Source organism: Fusobacterium ulcerans, assembly GCF_003019675.1.
Taxonomy (GTDB): Bacteria; Fusobacteriota; Fusobacteriia; order Fusobacteriales; family Fusobacteriaceae; genus Fusobacterium_A; species Fusobacterium_A ulcerans.
Genome location: NZ_CP028105.1, coordinates 692,024 through 715,133, shown reverse-complemented (window position 1 = coordinate 715,133; position 23,110 = coordinate 692,024). Strand labels below are relative to the sequence as shown.

The following is a 23,110-nucleotide window of genomic DNA, read 5'->3' as shown; positions in this document are numbered from 1 at the left end:
GCAATGGAGTTTGATTTAGTTATAGAAAACGGAAAAGTTGTTTTTGGAGGAGAAAGAGCAGCTGAAAATGTAAATATAGGAATAACTGGAGATAGAATAGCAGAGATATCATTTGAGAAATTAGATGGAAAAAAGGTGATAGATGCTTCTGGAAAAATTGTTTCACCAGGCTTTATAGATCCCCATTGCCATTCTGATTTGGCAGCATTTTTTTCTGAGGAGATGACAAGCAAGATACTTCAGGGGGTAACTACAGAAGTAAACGGAAACTGTGGGATAGGAATATCTCCAATAAAAGAGAAGTATAATAGAGAATTAGCTCAATATGTAAGAGATCATTTTGTATTGCCAGAGGAAAATTCTGAACTGAAAAATATAAAAAGTATGAAAGATTTAAAAGAGTCAATCAATAAAAAAGGGTTTATTACAAATCAGGCATACTTGGTAGGAACAGGGTGTATAAGAATTGATAGTGTAGGTTTCAGTACTAAAAAGTTAAATGAAGAAGAGATGAAAAATATGCTTGAAGCTTTAGAAAAAGAGCTTCAGGAGGGGGCATATGGAGTATCTTTTGGACTTGTATATCAACCAGGAAATTTTATGGATAAAGATGAAATAACAGAAATATTAAAAGTTACAGCTAAATATGACAAAGTAGCTTCATTTCACATAAGAAATGAGGGAGAATATGTTATAGAATCTATAAAAGAAGTATTGGAATGTACTGAAAAGAGCAGATGCAGAGTAAATATATCTCATTTGAAAATAATGGACAGAAGACTCTGGGGAAAATCAGATGAGATTTTAAGTTTGATTATAGAGGCAAGAGAAAAAGGGATGGATATAACATATGATCAATATCCATATACAGCTACATCTACTACACTGATGGTGCTTCTTCCAGAAAAAATATTTGATGGAGATGTAAAAAAATTTATTGAGAGAATAGACACTCTTACAAAGGAAGAAAAAGAAGAGATTATAGATATTGTTTATAAAAGGGGGGGAATATCTAATATATTAATATCTAACAGCTTCCTTCCAGATAATAAATTTTCTGGAAAAACTGTATTAGAAATTAAAGAAGAAAAAGGACTGGAAGATATAGAGACAATTCTTTATTTGATAAAAGAAAGTGGTGGAAGAGCAAAGGCGATATATTTTTCTATTGGAGAAGAGGATATGTATAATTTCATGAGGACTTCCATAGGGGTTATTGGAAGTGATGGAAGTTCTGTACCAGCAGAAAAAAATCAAAAATTTGGTATTCCGCATCCAAGGAATTTTGCAACTTTTCCTAAATTTATAAAAATAAATAGAGAGAAAAATATGTTCACTATTGAGGAAATGGTAAATAAAATAACATCTAAAACCGCCAACATCTTTTCTATTAAGGAAAGAGGAAAGATAGAGAAAGGATATTTTGCAGATATAACTATATTTAACTATGAAAAAGTTGAAGATAGAGCAGGATTTGAAGATCCTTTTATAAAATCAGAAGGAATCGAATATGTTATAGTCAATGGAAAAATAGCAGTAGATAAAGGTGTATTTACTGGAGAAACAACAGGAAGATGTATTTAACTCAAATAACTCAAAAAAATATTTTTGTCAAAATGAGCTCAAAAGCTATTCAACTTTTGGGCTCATTTATTTTTATGTAGGGAAATAAGATTTTCTATTGACTTTTTGGATAAAAAAGTGTAAATTTAAAATATAATATATTCTATAGAATGTATAATGTTTAGAAAAAGGGAAATGACTATGACATTATAATAAGCCAGAGGCAGTTCTATAGATAACTCACTGAGAATAAAGGAGGAAATTATGGTAATCGATTTAAACTTGTTTCTTACAACTGCGTTGGCTGTTATTGTTTTATTAGTGGGAGATTTTGTTAAGAAAAGAGTAGAAATACTTAGAAAGTTTTGTATACCTATACCAGTAATTGGAGGACTTATTTTTACAATTTTGGTATCAATTGGTTACAGTACACAATTATTTACATTCAAGCTCAATTTTGCCCTCAGTGATGTATTTATGCTTGCGTTTTATTCAAGTATAGGATTTACTGCAAGCTATAAATTATTGAAAAAAGGTGGACCTAAAGTTATAAAATTCCTTATAGTTTCTATAATAGTAGTTATTCTACAGAACTTCTTAGGAGTATACCTTGCAAAACTATTAGGATTAAGTCCTTTAGTAGGGCTGGCAACAGCATCTATACCAATGACAGGAGGACATGGAACATCAGCAGCATTTGCTCCAGTATTGGAAGAGGCAGGACTTCAAAATGCTTTGACTATAACTCTAGCAGCAGCTACATTTGGGCTGGTAGCAGGAAGTTTAATAGGTGGACCTACAGGTAAGTTTCTGATTGAAAAATATAAACTTATAACAGGTAAGGAAACAGAAAAAGTAGAAGGAATAGAAAAAGTTGAAAAGGGAAATGAAAAACTTGATGAAAAAAGAATATATTCAGCTGTTTATCAATTATTAGTATCTATGGCTCTTGGAAGTATAATATCAATGCTTTTGAAGAAAACAGGGCTTACATTCCCAGCATCAGTTGGAGCAATGATAGCAGCAGCAATAGTAAGAAATATTGCAGACTACTCAACTTGGCTGAAAATAAAAGAAACTGAAATAAGAATAATAGGAGATATTTCGTTGATACTATTCTTAGCATTCTCTATGATGAGTTTAAAATTATGGCAGCTTACAGATCTTGCAATTCCAATGATAATACTACTGATAGCTCAAACTATATTGATGGGACTGTGTGCAGTATTCTTAACATATAAAGTGATGGGAAAAAATTATGAAGCTGCAATGATGGCAGTAGGACATTGTGGATTTGGACTTGGAGCAGTACCAACAGCTATGGCAAATATGCAGTCTGTTGAAGAAAAATATGGACCAGCACCTACAGCATTCTTTATACTTCCATTAGTAGGAAGTTTGTTTATAAACTTTTTCAACTCAGCAATAATAGTAGCTTTCATAAATATATACAAATAATATAAATATAACATAGAAACATATAAAATATTAGGAGGTAAACATGAAAAAAATACTAATGGCTAAGGGAGCAAGATCAATAGTAGAAATAAATTTAGGGGTAAAAGCTGGAGAAAATGTAGTTATAGTTACAGAACCTAAACAAATGAGAATAGCAGAAGCTCTTGCAGCAGCAGTAATAGCAACAGGAGCAGAACCAACTATACATATAATGACACCTAGAGAAAGAGATGGACAGGAACCGCCTAAAACAATAGCAGCAGCTATGAAAGAGTCAGATGCCTTTATAGGAGCAGTATTTACATCAATAACTCATACTCATGCTGTAAAAGATGCCTGTGCAGCTGGTTCAAGAGGAGTAATGCTTACACAGTTCAATGAAGACCAAATGATAACTGGTGGAGTAAATGCAAACTTTTATGAAGCAGCAGAAAATTGCAAAAAAGTAGCAGCAGCAATGGCAGGAGCAGAAGTTATAACAATAACAACTCCTATGGGAACTAACCTTAAACTTTCTGGAAAAGGAAGAAGAGGAAATGCCATGACTGGACTGGTAGAACCAGGTAAATTCGGACCTATCCCTACTGTAGAAGCAAATGTATCGCCAGTGGAGGGGACTGCAAACGGGGTAATAGTTGCAGATGCCAGTATACCATATATCGGAATAGGATTATTGAAAACTCCTGTAAAAGTTGATGTAAAAGACGGATATATAATTCCTGAATCTATTTCTGGTGGGGAAGAAGCTAAAAAACTTGCAGCTGACTGGATAGATAAAAAAGATCCAGAAGTATATAATATAGCTGAGGTTGGAGTAGGGCTAAACCCAGAATGTAAATTTACAGGAAGTATGCTGGAAGATGAAGGAGTATTTGGATCACTTCATATAGGTGTAGGAACAAGTATAACTCTAGGAGGAGTAATAAAAGCAGCTTGCCACTATGATCTTATAATGACAAAACCAACTCTTACTGCTGATGGTGTAGTTATACTAAAAGATGGAGAATTAATGATTTAACCGACATCCTATATATGAACCTCAAACAAAAATAGACTCAAAAGTAGAAATGGTATTTAGTATTTTTAACTAAAAATCAATCTATCTTTTGGGTCTATTTTTTTGACAAAACTTCCCACTTTTATATTTGAGAAAACTTTTCATTACTTTATTTAGAAGCTTATTTACTGGGATATTGAGGAGAGATAATAAGAGTTCTAATTTGGCTGACAAAACTTCACAGTATTTAGAAAAAAGGATGTAGTAAAATTACTTCACTAAAAAGCTGGCTGTCTTAATTTTTTTTGAACATTCTTTTTTTAAAATTTCTTGAAAGATATATTTACTTATGTTATACTTGTTTTTAATGACAAGACAGTTGTAAAAGTTTATGTAAATGCAGGAGGAGAAATGAAAGATAAAATCAAGAAAATTCTTGAATTAAAAAAAGAGAAAGGAGCAGCAATACTTGCTCACTATTATGTAAATGATGAAGTACAGGAGATTGCAGATTATGTAGGGGATTCATATTATTTAAGTGAAATAGCCCAAAGATTAGATGAAAAAGTAATTGTAATGTGTGGAGTTTTTTTCATGGGAGAAAGTGTAAAAATTTTAAATCCTGAAAAGACAGTCCTTGTACCTGATGAGAATGCAGACTGCCCCATGGCACATATGGCAGATATAGATAAAGTAAAAGAAGTTAGAGAAAAATATGAAGATGTAGCTGTTGTATGTTATGTAAATTCTACTGCTGAATTAAAAGCAGCTTCAGATATATGTGTAACTTCAGCCAATGCCCTTAAAATAGTAAAAAAACTTCCAAATAAAAATATTTATTTTATACCAGACGAACATTTGGGAAGATATGTAGCTTCACAAATTCCAGAAAAGAATTTTATTTTTAATAATGGATGCTGTTATGTACATGCTGCTGTAACAAAGGAAGATGTAGAAAAAATAAAGGAAAAACATCCTAATACAGAGATTTTAGTCCATCCAGAATGCAGAAAAGAAATTGCTGATATGGGAGATTATGTAGGAAGTACATCTGGAATATTGAAGTATGCTGAGAAGAGTCAGAAAGAAGAATTTATAATATGTACAGAAGTTGGGATAATGTATGAACTTAAAAAAAATAACCCTAATAAAAAATTCTATTCACCAGCAAAAGAAATGATATGTTCAAATATGAAAAAAATAGATTTGGATAAAATAATAAAAGTATTGGAAACTAACGAACCTCAAGTACATCTTGATTCAAAATTTATAGAAAGTGCAAATAAAAGTTTAGAAAAAATGCTTGAATTGGCAAAATAGAGAGGCAGGAAATGAAAAATAATTATGATGTTGTTATTGTTGGAACAGGAGCAGGAGGATGTTTTACAGCTCTTCATTTTCCTGAAGATAAAAATATTTTAATGGTTACAAAATCAGAACTTGAAGAGAGCGATTCTTTTCTGGCACAAGGGGGAATATGTGTTTTAAAAGATAAAGATGATTTTGAAAGTTTTCTGGAAGATACATTGGAAGCAGGACACTATAAAAACAGTGAAGATGCTGTAAAATTAATGATAAATTCATCTAGAAATATTATAAATGAATTAATAGACTTTGGGGTTGATTTTACAAATAAAGATGGAGAACTTTTATATACTCGTGAAGGGGCTCATTCTAAGCCTCGCATACTCTATCATAAAGATGTAACAGGAAAAGAGATAACAGAAAAGTTACTGAAAAAAGTAAGGGAAAGAAAAAATATTACAATTTTAACAAAAATCATGATGGTTGATATCATTTCTGAAAATAATATATGCGGGGGAGTTGTTTTGAAGAATGAACAGGGAAAAATATTCCCTGTTTATTCAAAATATACAGTTCTTGCAACAGGAGGTTTAGGGGGAATATATGAAAACTCTACAAATTTTCCTCATTTAACTGGAGATGCTTTAGGAATAGCAATAAAAAATGATATAAAATTAAAAGATATAAGTTATATACAAATCCATCCAACAACTCTTTATTCTAAAAAACATGAGAGAAAATTTTTGATTTCAGAATCAGTAAGAGGAGAAGGGGCTTTTCTATATGACAAAGAATATAATCGTTTTGCTGATGAACTTATACCAAGAGACAAGCTTACAAAGAAAATACTGGAACAAATGGAAAAAGATGGAACTAATCATGTCTGGCTTGATATGAGACCTGTTATAAAAAAAGGAATAGATATTAAAAAGAGATTTCCAAATATTGTAAAAAAATGTCTGGAAGAAGGTTATGATGTAGAAAAGGAATGTATTCCTGTAGTCCCTGCCCAGCATTATTTCATGGGAGGAATAGAAGTAGATCTAAACAGCAGGACATCTATGAAAAATCTGTATGCAGTAGGAGAAACAAGCTGTAATGGAGTACATGGAGCTAATCGTCTTGCAAGTAATTCACTTCTTGAGACTCTTGTCTTTGGAAAAAGAGCAGCAGAAGATGTGTGCTCTCAGAAAAATGAATCAGTATTAGAGAAATTTGAGTTTAATGAGAAAAAATATAAAGATACAGATAAGTTAATCAGGGAATATAAAGAGATAATTTTTGAAGAGATAGAAAAAGATAAAATTCAAAAGGAGAAAAATCTATGAATATGATAACAACAAAATTAAATGTTGATGAGTTAATTTTGATGGCTCTTAGAGAAGATATATCAAGTGAGGATATAACTACCAATTCTGTTATGAGAGAAAAGAAAAATGGAAGAGTCCAGCTTATATGTAAACAGGATGGTATTGTTGCTGGACTTCATATATTCAAACGTACTTTTGAACTTTTAGATGAAAATATTTCTGTTAAAATGTATTTTAAAGATGGAGACAGTGTAAAAAATAAAGATATTATTGCAGAAATTGAAGGGGATGTAAGAGTACTTCTTTCTGGGGAAAGAACAGCACTTAATTTTCTTCAACGTATGAGTGGTATTGCAACTTATACAAATAATGTGGTAAAATTACTGGAAGGAAGTTCAGTAAAACTTCTGGATACAAGAAAAACTACTCCCAATATGCGTATCTTTGAAAAATATGCAGTAAAAATGGGTGGGGGATATAATCATCGTTATAATCTTTCAGATGGAATACTATTAAAGGATAATCATATAAATGCAGCTGGAGGAGTAGCAGAAGCTATAAAAATGGCAAAGGAATATACTTCTTTTGTGAGAAAAATAGAGGTAGAGGTTGAAAATCTGGAAATGATGAAGGAAGCTTTGGATGCAGGAGCAGATATAATTATGCTTGATAATATGACTCCTGAAATGATGAAAAAAGCTGTGGCTATGGCTGCTAGAAAAGCTGAAACAGAATGCTCTGGAAATATCACCAAAGAAAATATAAAAACTGTTATAGAAACAGGAGTTGACTATATTTCCAGTGGAGCTCTTACTCATTCTGCCCCAATACTTGATGTATCCTTGAAAAATCTTTGTGTCCTATAAAAATTAGTGAAAAGAGGAAATATTATGATTGGAAAAGAAAGACGTTATGAAATTTTAAATTTAATAAAATCAATGAAAGAACCTATATCCGGAACTGAACTAGCTAAAAAATTTGATGTGAGTCGTCAGGTAATAGTTCAGGATATAGCTCTTCTTCGTGCAGAAAATTATGATATTTTTTCAACAACAAGAGGATATATTTATAAAGCAACTAAATTTTTCAGTAAGGTATTTCCTGTATGTCATTCTGATAATCAAATAGAAGATGAACTTAATACTATTGTTGATTTAGGTGGAATAGTAGATGATGTTTTTGTTCAGCATGAAATTTATGGGAATTTAAAAGCTGAATTAGGAATTAATTCCAGAAGAAAAGTTCAGGAGCTTATAAAAGCTATTGAAAATGGAGAATCAACTCCACTAAAAAATTTAACATATGATAAACATTTTCATACAGTCTATTCAGACAGTGAAGAGGTTTTAGAACTGATAGAGAAAGAATTAAAAGCAAAGGGTTATTTGAGATAAATAAAAACTGAATGAATAATAAAATAAAGAATTAGGAGAAAAGGATATTCTAACAGCAGGATATCTTTTTTTATTTTAAAATATAATTTTATTCTGTAGAATATATTCTATTTTAAAATTGTATTTATTAATTTTATATAGTAGAATATCTTTGTAAGATAAAGTTTTATTAGGGGGAATTATGAAGGTTATCAAATTAGATGATAAAAGAACTTTAAGTGAGAAAGTCTATGATAGATTAAAAGAGCTTATAATGGATGGAGAATTAGAGAGAGGAACAAAAATAACTGAGACTTCTATAGCTAAAATGTTTGATGTAAGCCCTACTCCAGTAAGAGAAGCTTTTAGAAGGCTTGCTTCAGATGGGCTTATAGAAGTAGCTTCATGGAAAGGTGTAATTGTAAAAGGGATAGAACAAAAAGATCTGCTGGAAATATATGAATGCAGAGAAGCTTTGGAAGGTATGGTAGGTAAACTGGCAGTTAGAAATATAACTGAAGAAGATATAGAAATACTGGAAGGAATACTGGAGAGATGCAATGATGCAGAAACACCAGAAATTCTAATAGAATTAAATACAGAATTTCATAATGAACTGTTGAGAATAGCAAGAAATGAGAGATTAAGCAAGCTTCTTAATGAGCTTATGGTAGTTATTCTTTATGATAGAGATATTTCAGGGAGATATTCAGTGAGAAGAAAGGAAATAGTAGCTGAGCATTTGGATATACTTAAATATTTAAAGAAAAAAGATGAAAAGAAAGTATCTGAACTTATGTCAAAACATATTAGAAATGGATATGAATTTATAAAAAACCACAACTAGCAATCTAAAAAAAAGTTTTTTTATAAAAAATAGAAATTTTTTTTATAAAAGTATATAATTAGGATAGTAGAAATTAAATTATCATAAGGAGAATGGTATGGTAAGTATTGACAAGGAAAAGTGTATAGGTTGTAGAGCCTGTGTTGAAGACTGTTTTCCAGAAAATCTCTTTTTAGAAAATGGAAAAGCAGAAATCAAAGGGAGATGTATGCAGTGTGGGCACTGTATAGCAGTATGTCCAGTAAATGCAGTTTCTATTACTAATTATCCAAAGGAAGGAATAGAAGAATATAACAAAGAGGAATTTAATATTTCTCCTGAGAGACTTTTGAATTTTATAAAATTCAGAAGAAGTGTGCGTCACTATAAAAATAAACCAGTAGAAAAAGAGAAGCTGGAAAAAGTTATTGAAGCAGGACGTTATACAGCTACTGGATCAAATATGCAGGATGTATCTTATATAGTGATTCAAGAAACATTAGAGAAAATAAAACCAGTTATATGGGAAAGTCTATATGAATTTGCATTGGAAAATTTAAATGAAAAGGGTGTTATTGGAGCATATGCACCTAGATGGATAAAGATGTATGAAGATTATAAAAAAGATCCAGAGAAAGATACATTATTCTTTAAGGCACCAGTACTCTTGGTGGTTACAGCTCTTTCTCCATTAAATGGAGGGCTGGCATCATCTAATATTGAACTTATGGCAAATGCAGAGGGCTTGGGAGTTTTATTTACAGGATTTATTGAGAGAGCTATAAAAAATAGTAAGGAAGCTAAAAAAATTCTTGGAATAGATAAAAAAGAGGTAATTTCATGTATGCTCATGGGATATCCTGATATAAAATTCAGAAGAACTGTACCTAGAAAACAAGCAGAAATTTCATGGAAATAAAATAAAAGATAGTGACTCAGAAGTTGGAAGAGATTCTTTCTTATGTGTCACTTTTTTATTGGAAACATAAAAATAAATAGAATATTTTAATAAAACCTTTAAAACATGATTGCTTCCTCAAAGATTGAGTAATTATCAAAAATATTTAATTTTTTTTAAAATAAAAGAATATAGTGGGAAATACAAAAGTATTATATTGTTGACTTATCCTTTATTTATATTATGATATATTAATAAACTACAAAAATTAATGTACATCGAGGGATAGAATGAATAGCAAAATGGTAAAATATGTAATAGGATATATTCTTAAATTAGAAGCGGGATTTATGCTTGTTCCACTTGCTCTTAGTTTCTTTTATAAAGAAGGATTTAAATTAAATGGAGCATACTTGTTGACGATCATACTTCTCATTGTTTCAAGTTTTCTTTTATCAAGAAAAATACCAGAAGATCAAAGAATATATACTCAAGAAGGAATGGTTATAGTTTCTGTTTCATGGATAGCTCTGTCTTTTTTTGGATCTCTTCCTTTTGTTTTCAGTGAACGGATTCCTTCTTTTATAGATGCTTTTTTTGAAACAGTAGCAGGATTTACAACAACAGGAGCTAGTGTTATAGCTGATATAGAAATAATAGAGAAATCACTTCTGTTTTGGGTTGGATTTTCTCATTTTATAGGTGGAATGGGAATACTGGTACTGGCTCTAGCTATACTGCCAAAGAGCAGCAATCAATCTCTTTACATAATGAAAGCTGAAGTGCCAGGGCCATCTGTTGGAAAGATGGTAGCTAAAATTTCTCATAACTCTAAGATATTATATATAATGTACATTTGTATAACTATTATAATGATTATCTTGTTGAGAGTGGGAGGTATGCCTCTTTTTGACTCTGTTATACATGCTTTTGGTACAGTGAGTACAGGAGGAGCAAATATAAAAAATAGTAGTGTAGGTTTTTATAATAGTACTTATATACATTTTATTCTGGGAACTGGAATGCTGCTCTGTGCTGTAAATTTTAATCTTTTTTATGCTTTGATTTTAAAAAATTATAAACAAGTTTACAGGAATGAGGAGTTAAGAGCCTATTTATTAATTATCTTTATGTCGATTATAATTATCTGTATAAATATTTATCCGTTCTATCAAAATAATATTTATATGGTGAGAGATGTATTTTTTACAGTTTCTTCAATTATTACAACAACAGGATATTCTACAGTAGATTTTAATACATGGCCTATGTTTTCAAAGACTGTTCTTATGATATTAACTTTTGTTGGAGGATGTGCTGGTTCTACAACTGGAGGAATAAAAGTTTCAAGAATTGTTATTGTATTTAAAAAGGTAATGGGAGAAGTTAAAAAAGTAGGAACTCCCAATAGAGTTATTGCAGTTAAAATGGATGGAAAAAAGATACCAGAGGAGATGTTTTCTAAGATATCAACATATCTTGTTATATACATATTTATATTTTTAGGAATTATGTTGCTCATATCAATGGAATTTTCTGATTTTACATCAGCCTTTAGTGTTGTTTCAGCAACATTTAATAATATAGGAACAGGAGTAGGAACACTTGGAGATACATTTGATTACTCTTCTCTCTCAAATATAAGTAAAATAGTATTATCAATTAGTATGTTATTAGGAAGATTAGAAATATTTCCTGTCTTAATACTTTTTTCCCCTAAAATATATAAAAATAGAAATTATTTTTAAATTATAATTTGGCAAAAAAAATCAAATTATGCTTCACTCTTTTTTCTATACATAAATAATTTCTTATCAGTTCAGCCAGTAAATATTTTTTATTATTTCCAATGGTTTCTCTATGCCGGAAAATTATATTTATTCAAAAATAAAGAGCAAAATTTTAGTTGACAGTTCAACTAAATTGAGATAATATATAATTGAAAGTTCAACTAATATAAGGAGGTGAAAGAGATAAAAAAATTAAACAGCCATATACTGAGAAAAATAGGAACTCTTTCAAGAGCCATACATTCCACAAGTGACATGAAATATAGAGAATTGTCTCTACAAAAAGGCCAGTTTATATTTCTTACAAGAATATGTGAAAATCAAGGAATAAATTTTATAGATCTATCTAAAATTCTTACTGTGGATAAAAGTACTACAACTAAAGCAGTAAAAAAATTAATAGAAGCTGGGTATATAAGCAAAGAGCAGGATGAAAAGGATAAGAGGGAGTATAAACTTTATCCAACTAAGAAAGCCTTAGAAGTATATGAACTAATAATCACTGAAGAAAATAGGAATATAGATATATGTATGGAAGGACTGACTAAAAAAGAAAGAGAAATTGTGGAGAATTTATTGGAAAAAATGAGTGAAAACGCAGCTAAAGACTGGCTGAAAGTAAAAGGAGGAAAAGAATGATAAGAAAAGCAGAAGCAAAAGATTTAGATAGAATAATGGAGATAATAAAAGCTACAATAGCTGAAATGAAAACATATGGAAATACACAATGGGATGAAAATTATCCTCAGAAACAAGACTTTACAGGAGATATAGAAAGTGTTTCTCTTTATGTAAATGAGGAAAATGGAGAACTGTATGGATTTATATGTGCTAATTTTGTAGAGCCTGATGAGTACAAAGACATTCAATGGGCATTAGATGAAAAGTGTCTGATACTTCATAGAATGTCAATAAATCCTAAATATAGAAACCAAGGAACAGCTACAAAACTTATTGAATTTGCAGAAAAAATAGCTAAAGAAAATGGAGTAAACTATATAAAAACTGATACATACTCAATAAATAAAAAAATGAATGCTCTTTTATTGAAGCTTGGGTATATTCATAGAGGAAATATGAATTTCTTAGGAAAGGAAAAAGAATTTTATTGTTATGATAAAAAACTTTAAAAGTGTGTGGCAGTAAATCAGGAATGAGGTAAAGAATATGATATATATAGCGGCAGCTTTAACAGCAGAAGCCAGACCATTGATAACATATTTTAAACTAAAAAGAGATAATAAGATAAAAAAATACCAGATATTTAAAAATGAAGAAATTACATTAATAATAACTGGAACAGGAATGATGCAGGGGGCTATAGGAACAACCTATGTATTGAGTAGACTAAATATAGGGGAACAGGATATTTTTGTTAATTTAGGCGTGTGTGGAGCTGTGAGGGATATATTTCAGGTAGGAGATATAGTTCTGTGCAGTAAGATTACTAATAATGGAAATGGAAAAAGTTTTTATCCAGATATGTTATTTAAACATAAATTTAAAGAAGGAACTTTGGAAAGTTTCTTTCACACAGTAGATAAGAGTATGGATTCAGAAATAAAAGGAGAACTGGTAGACATGGAGGGAGCAGGGATATATGAAGCTGCTTCTCTTTTCTTTTCCCAACATCAGATAAATATAATAAAGATTGTATCTGATCATCTTGACAGCAGAGGGATTACACCAAATAAGGTCAGCCAGCTTGTAGAAAATGCAATCTTTAAAATAAAAGAATGGCTGGATGAGAGAAAAAATATTAATATCAATGATAAAGAAATTTTTACATTAAAAGAGAAAGAGGCTATAAATAAGGTAGAAAAAAATTTAAGGCTCACTGAAAGTATGCACTATGAATTTATAGAGTTTATGAAATATCATAAACTTAAAAATAAAAGTATTGAAGATATAATTTTAAAATATTACAATATTGAAATAAAAGATAAAAGAGAGGGGAAGATAAACTTTGAAAGAATTAGAAAAGAAATTATTAAACTCTAGTTTTTCACATATATATGTTGAAAAAGAAGCTTTTGGATATCCTCTCACTAAAAAAATATTGGAAAAATTTCCTAATTCTAAAATTATAGAATTAGATACATACAAAGAAATTTTTTCTAAAGGAAATCAAAATTTTATTATGCAAAAAAAATCGCCTAAACTTATACTCGCAGTAAAAAAAGAAAATTATCTCTATGAGGGAGCAAAGGTTTGTGAGAGTTTTGGGAATGATAATTTCTATTATACATCTTCTGTAATAAATTGCATTTATAATTGTGAGTATTGTTATTTACAGGGAGTGTATACCTCAGCTAATATAGTAATTTTTGTAAATATAGAGGACTGTTTTCATGAAATAGAAAAAATTCTTCAAGAAAAGTCCATGTATATATGCATTTCATATGACACAGATCTATTAGCACTGGAAGGGATTACAGGCTTAGTAGAGCAATGGTATGATTTTGTGAGTAAAAACCGCAATTTGAAAATAGAGCTGAGAACCAAAAGCAGCAGTATAAAGGCATTAAAAAATCTAAAACCGCTGGATAATTTTATACTTGCTTGGACACTTTCTCCAGAAAATTTTGCTGTAGAACATGAAAAAGGAGCAGTTTCTTTAGAGCAGAGATTGAAAGCCGCAAAGGAAATGCTGGAAAAAGGTTGGAAAGTAAGAATATGTTTTGATCCTGTAATATATATAGAAAATTTTGAAAAAGAGTATGGTGAACTTGTAAAAAGAACTTTTAATGAACTTGTTTCTGAAAATATTTTAGATGTAAGCATAGGAACATTCAGGATATCTAAGGAATATCTTAAAAGAATGAGAAAATATAGAGAAAATTCTGAAATATTATCTTATCCATTTTTCTGTGAAGAGGGGATATATAGCTATTATCCTCAACATATAAAGAAAATGATAGATTTTATGAAAGAAGAAACAGGAAAATATATAGAAGACGGAAAAATATTTATCTGATAGGAGAATGAATATGAAAAATGCTGTTGTAACAGGAGCTACATCAGGAATAGGATTAGCAGTAACAGAAAAATTAATAGAAATGGGGTATACTGTCTATGGAATAGGAAGAAATTTTGACAAGGCAGTATCAAATGAGAAATTTAAAAAAATAGTGTGTGATCTCACAAGAGTTTTTGATATAGAAAAAACTGTAAAAGAGATAAAAAAAGAAGGGGAGATAGAACTCCTTATAAACTGTGCAGGGGTTGGGTATTTTGGTCCTCATGAAGAGATAAATGTAAATAAAATACATAATATGATAACTCTTAATCTTGAAGCTCCTCTTGTTCTTACACAGCTTTTTTTGAGGGAATTGAAGAAGAAAAGAGGAACTATCATAAATATATCATCTATTACAGCTAAAAAATCAAGTACTTATGGGTGTGCTTATTCAGCAACAAAAGCGGGATTATCTCATTTTTCAAAAGGGCTTTTTGATGAAGTGAGAAAAACTGGAGTAAAAGTTATAACCATTCATCCAGATATTACAAAAACTTCATTCTATAATCACTTAGATTTTTGTCAGGGAGATGATGAAAATAGCTATATTACTCCTGAATGTGTAGCAGGAGCTGTAGAGATGGTTTTATCTCAAAGAGAGGGAACTGTAGTGACAGATATAACTCTTCAGCCGCAAAGGCATTTAATTAATAAAAAAAAATAAAAAAGCTATTGACATAAAATGTAAAGTATAGTATATTAATAGTGTAATAAAAATGTAATGGTTACAAAAAAGAAATGAAATGTAGAAATTAAATAATGTAATATCAAGGGAGGAAATGAAAAATGGCAAAATACAGATGTAAAGTATGTGGAGAAATTATAACTGATGAGAGTATTGACAAATGTCCAGTATGTAAAGCAGGAAAAGACAAATGGGAATTAGTAGTAGAGGGAACTGAAAAAGTTTGGGCTACTGAGCATATAATCGGAGAAGGATTAGCTTGTGGAGATGAAGAAATCATAATGGGTCTAAGAGCTAACTTTGAAGGAGAATGTACAGAGGTTGGAATGTACTTAGCTATGTCTAGAGCTGCTGACAGAGAAGGATATCCAGAAATTGCTGAAGCTTACAAAAGAATAGCTTTCGAAGAAGCTGAGCATGCTGCTAAATTCGCTGAGTTATTAGGAGAATGTGTAAGTGCATCTTCAGAAGAAAACTTAACTAAGAGAGTTGAAGCTGAATATGGAGCTACATCAGGAAAATTCGATCTTGCTAAAAGAGCTAAAATGTTAGGATTTGATGCTATCCACGATACAGTTCATGAAATGGCTAAAGATGAAGCTAGACATGGAAAAGCATTTGTTGGGTTATTAAACAGATACTTTGGTAAATAATTTTTAACTTTAGTAGGTTAAATTTGGAGGATGATTTATAATCATCCTCTTTTTGTATTGCTGTATAAAAATTATGATGGAAAAGTCTTTTATCTTGTAACCAGTGAAGAAGTAAAGTATAATAGAAAAAAGTATATGGTTGGAGGAAAAATGAAAGAAAATAAATATGATGATGAAATATTTTTTGAAAAATACAGTCAGATGGATAGATCAAAAAAGGGATTGGCAGGAGCAGGAGAATGGCATGAATTGAAAAAAATGCTTCCTGATTTTAAAGGGAAAAAAGTACTTGATTTAGGATGTGGATTTGGCTGGCATTGTATATATGCTATGGAGCAGGGGGCAGATTCAGCTGTTGGAATAGATATCTCTTCAAAAATGTTGGAAGAAGCAAAAAAGAAAACTAAATTTTCTAATGTAGAATACATACAAATGCCAATAGAGGATATTAATTTTGAAGCTGATTCTTTTGATGTCGTGATAAGTTCTTTAGCTTTTCATTATGTAGAATCTTTTGAAAATATATGTAAAAAAGTAAATAACTGTCTAGTAAAGGGTGGGGAATTTATATTTTCTGCTGAACATCCAGTTTTTACTGCTCAAGGTAGGGAAGACTGGTATTGTGATGAAAGTGGGAATATACTTCATTGGCCTGTAGACAGCTATTATTTAGAGGGAAAAAGAGAGTCGATTTTTTTAGGAGAAAAGGTAGTAAAATATCATAAGACATTGACTACTTATCTCAATACACTTTTAAAAACAGGATTTGAAATAACAGGGATTGTAGAAGCACAGCCATCAGAAGAGATGCTGAAAATAATTCCTGAAATGAAAGATGAACTTCGTCGTCCTATGATGCTTTTAGTATCAGCAAAGAAAAAGTAAAAAAACAAGGCAGCTGAAAATTTCAGCTGCCCTATTAAATTATTCTCTATTATTTTCCACCTAAGAAGTCAAAGGCAAATTGTGCAGCAACAGCTGCTCCTCTTTGTAAAGCAGCTTCATCAACTGTGAAACATTCGTGATGGTTACTTTTTTCAGAACCAGGGATAGCAGCACTTCTAGCACCAATGAAACCATATACTCCCGGAGCTTTTTCCATAAGGTAGGCGAAATCTTCAGAACCTGTCATTTTTTCAAGTTCAGCTAATCCATCTTCACCATATAGTTTTTTAACTGCATTTTGAGCTAAATCAACTAGATGCTGATCCTCATTGATAACAGCACCAGTCAGATATGAGTACTCAGTTTCAGCAGTACATTGATATCCAGCAGCTATATCTTCAGATATCTGTCTGATAAGTCCTTCAATTTCCATTCTGAATTTCTTATTGAAAGTACGTACAGTTCCTTCTAATACAGCTTTGTCAGCAATTATATTAAATCTTTGTCCAGCATCAACTACTCCAATAGTAACAACAGCAGCGTTCAATGGATTATTGATACGGCTGACAATAGTTTGAAGTCCCATTATAACAGCACTGGCAGCAACAATAGCGTCATGTCCTAAATGTGGAGCAGATCCGTGAGATCCAAATCCTTTAATAGTAACTTTGAAATTGTCACAAGAAGCCATTCTCTCTCCAATTTCCATATTGATTTTTGGAGAATCTACCATAGACCAGATATGAATACCATAGCAGGCATCAACATCGTCCATGACACCTTGTTCAACTACAGCCTTTGCTCCTACAGCAAGTTCTTCTGCTGGCTGGAATAAGAATTTAACAGTTCCAGCTACTTCATCTTTCATATCAAATAATATTTTAGCAGCTCCCAACAGCATAGCTATGTGATTATCATGACCACAAGCATGCATTTTTCCTTCAATTTTTGAAGCAAAAGGAAGCTCAGTTTTTTCAAGTACAGGAAGAGCATCAATATCTGCACGTAAAAGAACAGTTTTACCTGGCTTTCCACCTTTCAATATTCCTACACATCCATGAAAATCTTTAAATGTTTTAATATCTTCTATTCCTATTTCTTTTAAGTCCTTGATTATAGACTTTGTAGTTTCAATTTCTTGAAGAGTAAGTTCAGGATATTGATGGTAATATCTTCTACGATCTATAATATAGTCATTATATTTTTCAGAAAGTTCTTTGATTAACATTATTTATTCCCTCCCTCATTTTTAGATTTTTCAGCAAGGAAATCAACTGCAAATTGAGCATATAGGGCAGAACCTCTGTGCAGTACAGTCTCATCCACTTTAAATTTGTCATTGTGGTTAGAGTAACAAGCTCCTATCTCTTCATTTGCACATCCTAAGAATCCAAAAAATCCAGGGACTTTATCCATAAAATATGCAAAGTCTTCTGATCCTGTAAGTTTAGACATAGTAGTAAGAGATTCTTCACCATATAATTTTACAGCAGCATCATGAGCAAGTCTGTTTAAATCTTTGTGCTCATTGATAACAGGGTTAGGGAAGGCATCATATTCCAATTCTACTTGGCAGCCAAAAATATTGGCTACATTTTCAATAATTGCTTTTATATTTGCTTCCATTTTCTTTCTTAATTCTCTTGAATAAGTACGTATAGTTCCTTCCATTTCTACATAGTTAGGAATTATATTGAATCTTTGACCACCTTTAAAAGTACCAATAGAAAGTACCAGAGTATTTAGAGGATCATTCATTCTGCTTACAAAAGTTTGAAGATTCATAATCATTGAAGCAGCAGCTACAATAGCATCATGTCCTAGATGAGGAGCAGAGCCATGAGCACTTGTACCTTTTACAGTTATTTTAAAGTTATCACAAGAAGCCATTCTTCCACCAGCTTCCAGATTGAAATATGGAGCATCTAAAGTTCCCCAGATGTGCATACCAAATACAGCATCTACATCATCAAGAATTCCTTTTTCTACATAGTATTTAGCTCCATAGCAAGATTCTTCTGCTGATTGGAATAATATTTTTACATCTCCATCAAGTTCATCTTTTATTTCATTTAATATTTTAACAGCTCCTAACAGCATAGCCATATGGCAGTCATGTCCGCAGGCGTGCATTTTACCATTTGTAGAAGCAAAAGGAACATCAGCATGTTCTTCAATAGGAAGAGCATCTATATCAGCTCTGAGCATTACAGTCTTTCCTGATTTTTTTCCACCACGGATCATACCTACAAGACCGTAGTAATCATCAAAAGTAGTAACTTCTATTCCCATATCTTCAAGCTGTTTTTTCAAGGCTTGAGTAGTTTCTTTTTCTTCAAAAGAAAGTTCTGGGCGTTGATGAAAATATCTTCTTTGTTCAATGATATAATCATCATATTTTTCAGCAAGTTTTTTTATATCCATGAAAAAATCTCCTTTTTATTAAAATTGATGTGAATTGTTTAAATTAAGTTTACAAATATTCCAGCTATAATAACAGAAGTAATAGTTACTGTTACAAATCCTCCAACGATCATTTGAGGAAGAGTGTTATCCATAAGGAATTGTTTTTCTTCTGGTGTTTGTGCCAAAGCTTTTGCAGCTTCTTCAGTAAGAATATAGTTAGGTGGGAATCCATAAAGAGCTGTAAGTGAAGTAGCAAGAGCCATTCTCCAGCTTACATTAAGGAATTTTCCAACTGCTATTGAAAGAATACCCATTCCAATAACTCCAACAACAATTATTACAAACATTGGTCCAATACACTCTAGAAGCATTTCAGGAGTAGCATCTTTAAGACCAGAGAAAACGAATATCATAAGAACATACATCAAGAATCCATAAGAACCAGATTTTTGAAGCGAGTTTTTATCTAAGAATCCAAGTTCAGTGAAAACTATACCTAGAACAAGAGTAATAACTGCTGCATTAAGCTTTCCACCAGTCCATCCAGAAATAAGTGTAGAAAGGTAAGAAACAAGCATAAGTTTTAATAAGATAAATGCAGTAGTTGAATATTTTTCAGGCATAGGAGGAATAAGTGTTTTCTTAGTCTCTTCTTTTACAGCCATATTTCCTGTACCAGCATCTACACCTTCGTTTCCAAGAACTCCTCTTTCACCTTTGTGATATCTTTCAAGAAGCATTTTTCCTTCTTTTTTCAATACAATAGCTGTCAATGGATATCCAACAAATCCTTGAATAGCATACATTGCAATAGCAAGAACAGCAGCGACATTTAACCCTTTAGCAGCAGCAGCCTGATTCATCATTGTAGCAGCCACGATTCCACCAGTAAGAGATGGAAGACCAGCAATAACAAAAGCACGACCTACTAGAGGTATGCAGATGAACCAACAGAAAACTACCATTCCTAAAAGTCCAGCAAGTGTGACGCAGATAATCTTCCATTGAGATTTCAACTGCTCAATACTGATAATAGTACCCATATGAGTGATACAAAGCATGATTGCTAATAATCCTCCAAGTGGAGCCCCTAAACCAGCGATATCAACTATATTTTTTGGAAAAAATGTCCAATATCCAAATAAAAATAAACATGCAGTGACGAAAACTGATGGTATCCACGCTTTCGTTCTTGTTCCAATAAATTCACCAGCATAATATACTATAGCCAGTACAATAAAAGCTTGTAAACTGTTCATTGCCATACAAATTCCCCCTTTATAATCTTAATTAAAAGATTTTGAAAAATTTCCTGTTGTTTTTAGTTTTTTAGGAAAAAATAAAGAACAAAGAAAACTTTACTTATTATAAAGAAAAATACCATATTTTGACTAAAAATTCAAGACAATTGTTTAAATAATTAGCATTAGTGAAAGTGATGATTAAAAAATACTTTTGTTAATAAAAGAATTTAAGGATAAGATAGAGGTGAAGAAAAATAAATTATTTCGAAAAATATGTCTGAAAATAATTTAGAAAAATTTAATTAATATGGAAAATAATAGAAAATATTTCAAAATATACAAACAAATATATAGAAAAGAAATCTTTACAAATGGAAATAAACTTACTATAATTTTCTTAGTAGGGTATGAATTTTTATGAAAATAAAAAGGCTGCATAAGGAGGAATAAAATGATAAGTTTTAAGAATGACTACAGTGAAGGGGCATTGCCATATATAATGGAAGCTTTATTAAAAACAAATATGGAACAGACAGTTGGATATGGTGAAGATGAGTATACAGCTCAGGCTGTAGAAGCAATAAAGAAAAGCATCAAATGTGACGATTGTTATGTACGTCTTTTAGTAGGAGGGACTCAAACAAATCTGCTTACAATAGCTCATTCTTTACGTCCTCATGAGGCGGTAATAGCTGCTGATACAGGACATATAAGTGTGCATGAAGGTGGAGCAATAGAAGCTACTGGTCATAAAGTAATTGAATTAAAAACTTCTGGAGACGGAAAATTAAATGTGGAGATTGTAAGAAAATCAGTGGATCTTCATGAAGATACTCATATGGTTCAACCTAAAATGGTGTACATATCAAATCCTACAGAAATAGGAACTCTTTACAGTAAACAGGAACTTATTGATCTTTATGAATACTGCAAATCTAGGGATCTTTATTTATACATTGATGGAGCGAGATTAGCTTCAGCTCTGGCTTCTGAAAAAAATGATCTTCAGCTTGAAGACTATCCAAAATATTCAGATGTTTTCTATATTGGAGGAACAAAATGTGGACTTTTATTTGGAGAAGCTTTGGTTATAGTGAATAAAGAATTGAGAAAAAGTCAGTTTATACGTATCACAAAACAAAAAGGGGCTACTTTAGCAAAAGGAAGACTTTTAGGAGTACAGTTTGCTGAATTATTCAAAGGAGATAACTACTATCAAGTAGGAAAACACTCTAATGAAATGGCTATGACATTAAAAAAAGCATTTTTAGATAAAGGGTTTGAATTAAAAACAGATTCATATACAAATCAACAGTTTCCAATATTCCCAGTAGAAATGATAGAGGAAATAGGAAAAAAATACAGATATGAATTCTGGGAAAAAGTAGATGAAAAACATTCTGCTATACGTTTTGTAACATCTTGGGCAACTAAGAAAGAACATGTGGATGAATTTCTAAAAGATTTTGAAGAATTATGTAAGAAATATAAATAATATATTGATTATCTTATTTTAAAGAAAGGACACTAAAATGATAAAGCCAAGGCGATTAAAAAAAGGAGATAAAGTTGCTATTGTCAGTCTTTCATGGGGTGGCTTAGGGGATGATAATTTCATTCACAAATTTCATATTGCCAAAAATAGATTAGAAAAGAATTTTGGACTAGAAGTTATTTGTATGCCACATACTTTAAAAGGAAGTGAATTTATAGCAACCCATCCTGAATTGAGAGCTGAGGATTTGATGTGTGCATTTCTAGAAAAATCAATTTCAGCTGTATTTTGTGCTATTGGAGGAGATGATACAGTACGTACGCTTCCATATATTGATTTAGAAGTAATAAAAAATAATCCTAAAATATTTATGGGATATTCTGACACCACAATAAACCATTTTATGATGTATAAGGCAGGGCTTGTATCATTTTATGGGCCATCTGTAATGTGTGAGTTTGGAGAATATGTAAAAATATTTGATTACACTGAGAAGGCTGTTAAGGACATATTATTTAGTGAATGGAATCAATATTCTCTTCTTCCAAGTCCTGAATGGACAGATGATTATATCTTGTGGGAAGAGAAAAATATAGATACGCCGCATATAATGAAAAAAGATAAGCATGGTTATGAAATTATAAACGGCTCTGGAATTGTAAAAGGCCATCTTTTAGGTGGATGTATTGATGTATTTATGATGGCTAATTCTACAAAAATCTGGCCATCTTTAGAAGAGTGGAAAAACGCAGTATTATTTATTGAAACAAGTGAAGATAAACCATCACCAGAATTTATCAAATGGACTTTTAGAAATCTTGCTGCACAAGGAATATTGAAAGAGCTAAAAGGTATTATTGTAGGAAAACCACAAGGTGAAGTATTCTATGAAGAATATAAAAAAGTAATTAAACATGTTATAGTAAATGAGGAAAAATTATTTAATCTCCCAATTTTTTACAATGTAAATTTTGGACATGCTAAGCCAATTGGAATAATTCCATATGGAATTACAACAGAATTAAATTGTGAAAGAAAAACAATAACTTTTTTAGAAAGCCCAACAATTTAATGAAGCCTTAGAATATAAAAATTATAGACAGCTTTTAAAATCTTAATATGATTTTGAGCTGTCTTTTATTTTTGGGAACTAAATCGAAAAATATTTTTCATTTTACGATTAAATGAAAATGTATTATTTTC

22 protein-coding genes are annotated in these 23,110 nt (G+C 31.1%); 19 read left to right on the top strand and 3 right to left on the bottom strand.

The annotated features are described in order from the left end of the window. Positions 1-3: 3 nt before the first annotated feature. The 17 genes from C4N20_RS03280 to C4N20_RS03200 all read left to right on the top strand — a co-directional run bounded on the left by C4N20_RS03280 (position 4) and on the right by C4N20_RS03200 (position 16,762). On the top strand, positions 4-1,584 hold the full coding sequence (locus C4N20_RS03280) for an N-acyl-D-amino-acid deacylase family protein (protein WP_005980901.1): 1,581 nt from the start codon (positions 4-6) through the stop codon (positions 1,582-1,584). Between the two features lie 243 nt (positions 1,585-1,827). Further along, positions 1,828-3,021: a sodium/glutamate symporter gene (gltS, locus tag C4N20_RS03275; RefSeq protein WP_005980902.1), complete on the top strand. Its 1,194-nt coding sequence runs from the start codon at positions 1,828-1,830 to the stop codon at positions 3,019-3,021. A 43-nt stretch (positions 3,022-3,064) separates the two neighbouring features. Next, the gene (locus C4N20_RS03270; protein WP_005980904.1) at positions 3,065-4,039 is read left to right on the top strand and encodes an aminopeptidase; all 975 of its coding nucleotides are present in this window, start codon (positions 3,065-3,067) and stop codon (positions 4,037-4,039) included. A 390-nt stretch (positions 4,040-4,429) separates the two neighbouring features. After that, positions 4,430-5,338: a quinolinate synthase NadA gene (nadA, locus tag C4N20_RS03265; protein ID WP_005980906.1), complete on the top strand. Its 909-nt coding sequence runs from the start codon at positions 4,430-4,432 to the stop codon at positions 5,336-5,338. A gap of 11 nt (positions 5,339-5,349) precedes the next feature. Then, positions 5,350-6,651, top strand: coding sequence for an L-aspartate oxidase (locus C4N20_RS03260; RefSeq protein ID WP_005980908.1), 1,302 nt, complete (start codon positions 5,350-5,352; stop codon positions 6,649-6,651). Then, a complete protein-coding gene (nadC, locus tag C4N20_RS03255; protein WP_005980910.1) occupies positions 6,648-7,499 on the top strand; it encodes a carboxylating nicotinate-nucleotide diphosphorylase in 852 nt (283 codons plus the stop codon). Before C4N20_RS03260 ends, nadC begins: the two co-directional genes overlap by 4 nt. 24 nt (positions 7,500-7,523) lie before the next feature. After that, complete coding sequence (locus C4N20_RS03250; RefSeq protein ID WP_005980912.1) at positions 7,524-8,027, top strand: transcription repressor NadR; 504 nt, start codon at positions 7,524-7,526, stop codon at positions 8,025-8,027. Between the two features lie 181 nt (positions 8,028-8,208). Further along, positions 8,209-8,853: a GntR family transcriptional regulator gene (locus C4N20_RS03245; RefSeq protein WP_005980914.1), complete on the top strand. Its 645-nt coding sequence runs from the start codon at positions 8,209-8,211 to the stop codon at positions 8,851-8,853. Positions 8,854-8,950: 97 nt separating this feature from the next. Then, a complete protein-coding gene (locus C4N20_RS03240) occupies positions 8,951-9,751 on the top strand; it encodes a nitroreductase family protein (RefSeq protein WP_005980916.1) in 801 nt (266 codons plus the stop codon). A 269-nt stretch (positions 9,752-10,020) separates the two neighbouring features. After that, the gene (locus tag C4N20_RS03235; RefSeq protein ID WP_005980918.1) at positions 10,021-11,478 is read left to right on the top strand and encodes a TrkH family potassium uptake protein; all 1,458 of its coding nucleotides are present in this window, start codon (positions 10,021-10,023) and stop codon (positions 11,476-11,478) included. A 216-nt stretch (positions 11,479-11,694) separates the two neighbouring features. Next, positions 11,695-12,159, top strand: coding sequence for a MarR family winged helix-turn-helix transcriptional regulator (locus tag C4N20_RS03230; RefSeq protein ID WP_005980920.1), 465 nt, complete (start codon positions 11,695-11,697; stop codon positions 12,157-12,159). After that, positions 12,156-12,650 carry a GNAT family N-acetyltransferase gene (locus tag C4N20_RS03225; RefSeq protein ID WP_005980922.1) on the top strand — a complete coding sequence of 165 codons (495 nt, stop codon included), beginning with the start codon at positions 12,156-12,158 and terminating at the stop codon, positions 12,648-12,650. The genes C4N20_RS03230 and C4N20_RS03225 overlap by 4 nt, the downstream gene beginning before the upstream one ends. Before the next feature lie 37 nt (positions 12,651-12,687). Continuing rightward, positions 12,688-13,521: a 5'-methylthioadenosine/S-adenosylhomocysteine nucleosidase family protein gene (locus C4N20_RS16660; RefSeq protein WP_040490870.1), complete on the top strand. Its 834-nt coding sequence runs from the start codon at positions 12,688-12,690 to the stop codon at positions 13,519-13,521. Beyond that, on the top strand, positions 13,487-14,497 hold the full coding sequence (locus C4N20_RS16655) for an SPL family radical SAM protein (RefSeq protein WP_040490871.1): 1,011 nt from the start codon (positions 13,487-13,489) through the stop codon (positions 14,495-14,497). Before C4N20_RS16660 ends, C4N20_RS16655 begins: the two co-directional genes overlap by 35 nt. A 13-nt stretch (positions 14,498-14,510) precedes the next feature. After that, a complete protein-coding gene (locus C4N20_RS03210) occupies positions 14,511-15,203 on the top strand; it encodes an SDR family NAD(P)-dependent oxidoreductase (RefSeq protein WP_005980924.1) in 693 nt (230 codons plus the stop codon). A 122-nt stretch (positions 15,204-15,325) separates the two neighbouring features. Then, complete coding sequence (locus tag C4N20_RS03205) at positions 15,326-15,877, top strand: ferritin family protein (protein ID WP_005980926.1); 552 nt, start codon at positions 15,326-15,328, stop codon at positions 15,875-15,877. Positions 15,878-15,907: 30 nt separating this feature from the next. Next, complete coding sequence (locus tag C4N20_RS03200) at positions 15,908-16,762, top strand: class I SAM-dependent methyltransferase (protein WP_425268524.1); 855 nt, start codon at positions 15,908-15,910, stop codon at positions 16,760-16,762. Between the two features lie 49 nt (positions 16,763-16,811). Here C4N20_RS03200 and C4N20_RS03195 read toward each other — a convergent pair whose 3' ends face one another. Genes C4N20_RS03195 through C4N20_RS03185 form a run of 3 tightly spaced genes read right to left on the bottom strand, consistent with a single transcriptional unit; the run spans position 16,812 to position 20,433 of the window. Further along, on the bottom strand, positions 16,812-17,990 hold the full coding sequence (locus C4N20_RS03195; RefSeq protein ID WP_005980930.1) for an amidohydrolase: 1,179 nt from the start codon (positions 17,988-17,990) through the stop codon (positions 16,812-16,814). Next, the gene (locus C4N20_RS03190; RefSeq protein ID WP_005980932.1) at positions 17,990-19,186 is read right to left on the bottom strand and encodes an amidohydrolase; all 1,197 of its coding nucleotides are present in this window, start codon (positions 19,184-19,186) and stop codon (positions 17,990-17,992) included. Before C4N20_RS03190 ends, C4N20_RS03195 begins: the two co-directional genes overlap by 1 nt. Positions 19,187-19,224: 38 nt before the next feature. After that, on the bottom strand, positions 19,225-20,433 hold the full coding sequence (locus C4N20_RS03185) for a hypothetical protein (RefSeq protein ID WP_005980933.1): 1,209 nt from the start codon (positions 20,431-20,433) through the stop codon (positions 19,225-19,227). A gap of 430 nt (positions 20,434-20,863) precedes the next feature. On the opposite strand from C4N20_RS03185, the gene C4N20_RS03180 reads away from it, so the two are divergent. Continuing rightward, on the top strand, positions 20,864-21,907 hold the full coding sequence (locus C4N20_RS03180) for a threonine aldolase family protein (protein WP_005980935.1): 1,044 nt from the start codon (positions 20,864-20,866) through the stop codon (positions 21,905-21,907). A 37-nt stretch (positions 21,908-21,944) separates the two neighbouring features. Further along, positions 21,945-22,979 (top strand): S66 family peptidase, encoded by a 1,035-nt coding sequence (locus C4N20_RS03175; RefSeq protein WP_005980937.1) that lies wholly within the window; start codon positions 21,945-21,947, stop codon positions 22,977-22,979. Positions 22,980-23,110: the final 131 nt, after the last annotated feature.